This window comes from Streptomyces sp. NPDC058375 (genome assembly GCF_042723425.1).
Taxonomy (GTDB): Bacteria; Actinomycetota; Actinomycetes; order Streptomycetales; family Streptomycetaceae; genus Streptomyces; species Streptomyces durocortorensis.
Genome location: NZ_JBHXJG010000423.1, coordinates 1 through 3,453, shown reverse-complemented (window position 1 = coordinate 3,453; position 3,453 = coordinate 1). Strand labels below are relative to the sequence as shown.

Sequence of the window (3,453 nt, the reverse complement as noted above, 5' to 3'; positions counted from 1 at the left end):
CGGGTGGCCTCCTGCCCTGCGGCCACCCGCCGGGCCGCTCCTCGGCGCGGCGAGGGCATCACTCAGCTGGTGAAGAACTCGGTGATGTGCGCGGCCACCTGGTCCGCCCTGGTCTCGTGCATCCGGTGGCCGCCGGGGACCGTGATCAGCCGGCAGTCCGGGACGAGGGAGGCCACGTCCGCCTGGCGGTGCTGTTCCATCTCGCTCTCCGGGCCCCCGGTGATGATCAGGGTCGGCGAGACGATGTCCCCGAGGAACTCGTCCGCGTCCGGGCCGGGATCGGCGAGCTGGTCCCGTACGGCGGGCACCGCGTTCTCGTCGTAGTCCACCGGGCCCTCGGCGCGACCGGCCGGTCCCGGGTCGCCGGGGAACGGGGCCGGGGTCTCCACCAGCACCAGCCGCTCCACCCGGTCGGAGTGCTCCTGCGCCACCAGCCGGGCGACGACGCCTCCCATGCCGTGGCCGACGAGGCCGACCCGGTCCAGCTCCAGTTCGTCGAGGAAGCCCACGACGTCCTCGGCCATCAGGTCCAGGGCGTAGTCGTCGGGCCAGTCACTCTCGCCGTGGCCGCGCAGGTCCAGGGCGAAGACCCGCCACTCCTGGCCCAGCAGGGGGCCGGCCGCCTCCCAGTTCGCGGCCGAACCGCCGAGGCCGTGCAGCAGCACGACGGGCGAGCCGAACGCATCGCCCCAGGTCCGGTACGCGAGGCGCACATCGCCGACATCCACAACAGACTGCTCTTCCATGCCCCTGACGCTACAGCCGACGAGCACCGGCCGACGCCGGGCCCCCGGCCTGGCAGGCTGGGCGGGTGAAGCACACCGTCCGGGCCCTGCGCCTGCCCCTCGCCGCCGCGCTCCTGACTGCCGCCGCCCTGACCGGATGTTCCGGGTCCGCCGCCGGCTCTCCGGAGGCGGGTCTCACCGACCCGGCGAAGAAGCGGATCGCGATGCGGCTGGTCTCCAGCGCGGAGAACTCCTCGCTGGACTGGGAGGCGCAGTACCCGTACATCCAGGACATCGGCGACGGCCGGGGGTACACGGCGGGCATCATCGGGTTCTGTTCCGGCACCGGTGACATGACGGAGGTCGTGGAGCGGTACGCGAAGGCGCGCCCCGGCAACCCGTTGGAGCGCTTCCTTCCGGCGCTGCGCGCGGTCGAGGGCAGCGACGCGCACACGAGGCTGGGCAGGCCGTTCACCCGGGCCTGGGCGAAGGCGGCCGATGACCCGGCCTTCCGGGCGGCGCAGGACGCGGAGCGGGACGCCGCCTACTTCGACCCGGCGGTGCGGCAGGCCGAGCAGGACGGGCTCGGCGCGCTCGGCCAGTTCATCTACTACGACGCGTACGTGATGCACGGCGCGGGCGACACGGAGGGCACGGTCGGGTTCCGCACGATGCGCCGCGAGGCGATGGCGGCGGCCCGGACGCCCGCGCGGGGCGGCGACGAGCAGGCGTATCTCGACGCGTTCCTCGATGCGCGGGTGGCCGCCATCGGCCGGGAGCCGTCGCACAGCGACACCAGCCGGGTGGAGACCGCCCAGCGGGTCTTCGTACGGGAGGGGAAGCTCGGGCTGGAGACCCCGTTGCGCTGGAAGGTGTACGGGGACGCCTACCGGATCGACGTCGGCTGAGAGACACGGCGCTGCCCCGGATCGACGCGGACTGAGACACGCCGCTGCCCCCGATCCACGCCGGCTGGGACACGCCGCTGCCCGGTGGAGCCCCGGGCGGGGCCTCACCGGGCAGTGGTGGCGGACCGGATCAGTGGCGGACCGGATCAGTGGACGCCCACCCCGGCGGCCGCCGGGACCACGTGTTCGCCGTTGGCCGGCTCCTCCTCCACCCCGTCGGGCTTGCGGCCGAAGTGGTTGAAGGCGAGGTTCAGCACGATCGCCACCACACAGCCGGTCGAGATGCCGGAGTCGAGGACGACCAGCAGGCTCTCCGGGAAGGCGTGGTAGAACTGCGGCGCCGCGATCGGGATCAGGCCGATACCGAGGGCCGCCGCCACGATCAGCGCGTTCTCGCCCTTCTCCATGGCGGCGGTGGCCAGGGTCTGGATGCCGCTGGCCGCGACCGTGCCGAAGAGGACGATCCCCGCGCCGCCGAGCACCGGCAGCGGTACGAGGGCGATGACGGAGGCCGCGACGGGGACCAGGCCGAGGACGATCAGGATCCCGCCGCCCGCCGCGACGACGAAGCGGCTGCGGATCTTCGTCATGGCGACGAGGCCGACGTTCTGGGCGAAGGCGCTGCACATGAAGCCGTTGAAGAGCGGGCTGATGGCGCTGCCCAGAGTGTCGGCGCGCAGACCGCCCTCGATGATCTTCTCGTCCGCGGGCCGGCCGACGATCTTGCCGAGGGCCAGCATGTCCGCGGTGGACTCGGTCATGCAGACCAGCATCACGATGCACATGGAGATGATGGCGGCGATCTCGAACTGCGGGGCGCCGAAGGCGAAGGGCGTCGGGAAGCCGACCACGTCGGCTTCCTTGATGGCGCCGAAGTCGGTGATACCGGCCGGGATGGCGATGAGCGTGCCGATGACCAGGCCGAGCAGGATCGCGATCTGCTGGAGGAAGCCGCGCAGCAGCTTGCGCAGGGCCAGCACGATCACCAGGGTCACGGCGGCCATGGTGATGTTGGTCATCGAGCCGTAGTCGTCGGCCGTGGCGTTGCCGCCCTGGGACCAGTTGAAGGCGACCGGGAGCAGCGAGACGCCGATCAGGGTGATCACGGTGCCCGTGACGACCGGCGGGAAGAAGCGCACCAGTTTGCAGAAGTAGGGGGCGAGGACGAACCCGAGAAGACTCGCGACGATGATCGCGCCGAAGATGACGGCTATCCCGTCGTGCCCCCGGTCCTTGCCTATCGCGATCATCGGGGCGACCCCGGCGAACGAGACGCCGTTGACGAAGGGCAGCCGGGCGCCGACCTTCCAGAAGCCGATGGTCTGGAGCAGGGTGGCGATCCCCGCGGTGAACAGGCTCGCCCCCATCAGGAAGGCGGTCTCCTTGGCGGTGAGACCGACGGCCGGCCCCACGATGAGCGGCGGGGCCACCACGCCCGCGTACATGGCGGCCACGTGCTGGAGGCCGCTGGTGAACATCTTCACGGGCGGGAGGGTTTCGTCGACCGGGTGTTTCCGGCCGTCTCCTGCTGCTGCTTCTGCTTCTGTGACGGCATCGTCCGTCACGTCGGGGGCGGCTGCATCTGCGTCTTTGCGAAACCTGGGCTTAGCGGCCACGGCGGTTCCTCCGGTCGGTTACACGTCGTCGGCGACGTGGGGTTCAGGGAGGTGGTGCGTAAGTGGTGCGGTGGTGCTTGCGGCTCGATCAGGTGGTGCAGGTGGTGCAGGTGGTGCAGGTCATGCAGGGGGTGCGGGGGCGCGCACCGGGGGTGTGTGCGGGCAGCGTTCATCACCGGTCCGGCGGGCGCGCACCATGGGGCC

At 71.6% G+C, this 3,453-nt stretch carries 3 protein-coding genes; 1 reads left to right on the top strand and 2 read right to left on the bottom strand.

Annotation, left to right across the window (positions count from 1 at the left end):
* Positions 1 to 62 precede the first annotated feature (62 nt).
* Complete coding sequence (locus ACFWM7_RS34495; RefSeq protein ID WP_383268518.1) at positions 63 to 746, bottom strand: alpha/beta fold hydrolase; 684 nt, start codon at positions 744 to 746, stop codon at positions 63 to 65.
* A 65-nt stretch (positions 747 to 811) separates the two neighbouring features.
* Here ACFWM7_RS34495 and ACFWM7_RS34490 point away from each other — a divergent pair, with 65 nt between their 5' ends.
* Positions 812 to 1,633, top strand: a complete 822-nt coding sequence (locus ACFWM7_RS34490) for a chitosanase (protein ID WP_383268515.1) — start codon at positions 812 to 814, stop codon at positions 1,631 to 1,633.
* Positions 1,634 to 1,779: 146 nt separating this feature from the next.
* On the opposite strand, the gene ACFWM7_RS34485 is transcribed toward ACFWM7_RS34490, so the two are convergent.
* On the bottom strand, positions 1,780 to 3,249 hold the full coding sequence (locus tag ACFWM7_RS34485) for a nucleobase:cation symporter-2 family protein (protein WP_383268512.1): 1,470 nt from the start codon (positions 3,247 to 3,249) through the stop codon (positions 1,780 to 1,782).
* Positions 3,250 to 3,453: the final 204 nt, after the last annotated feature.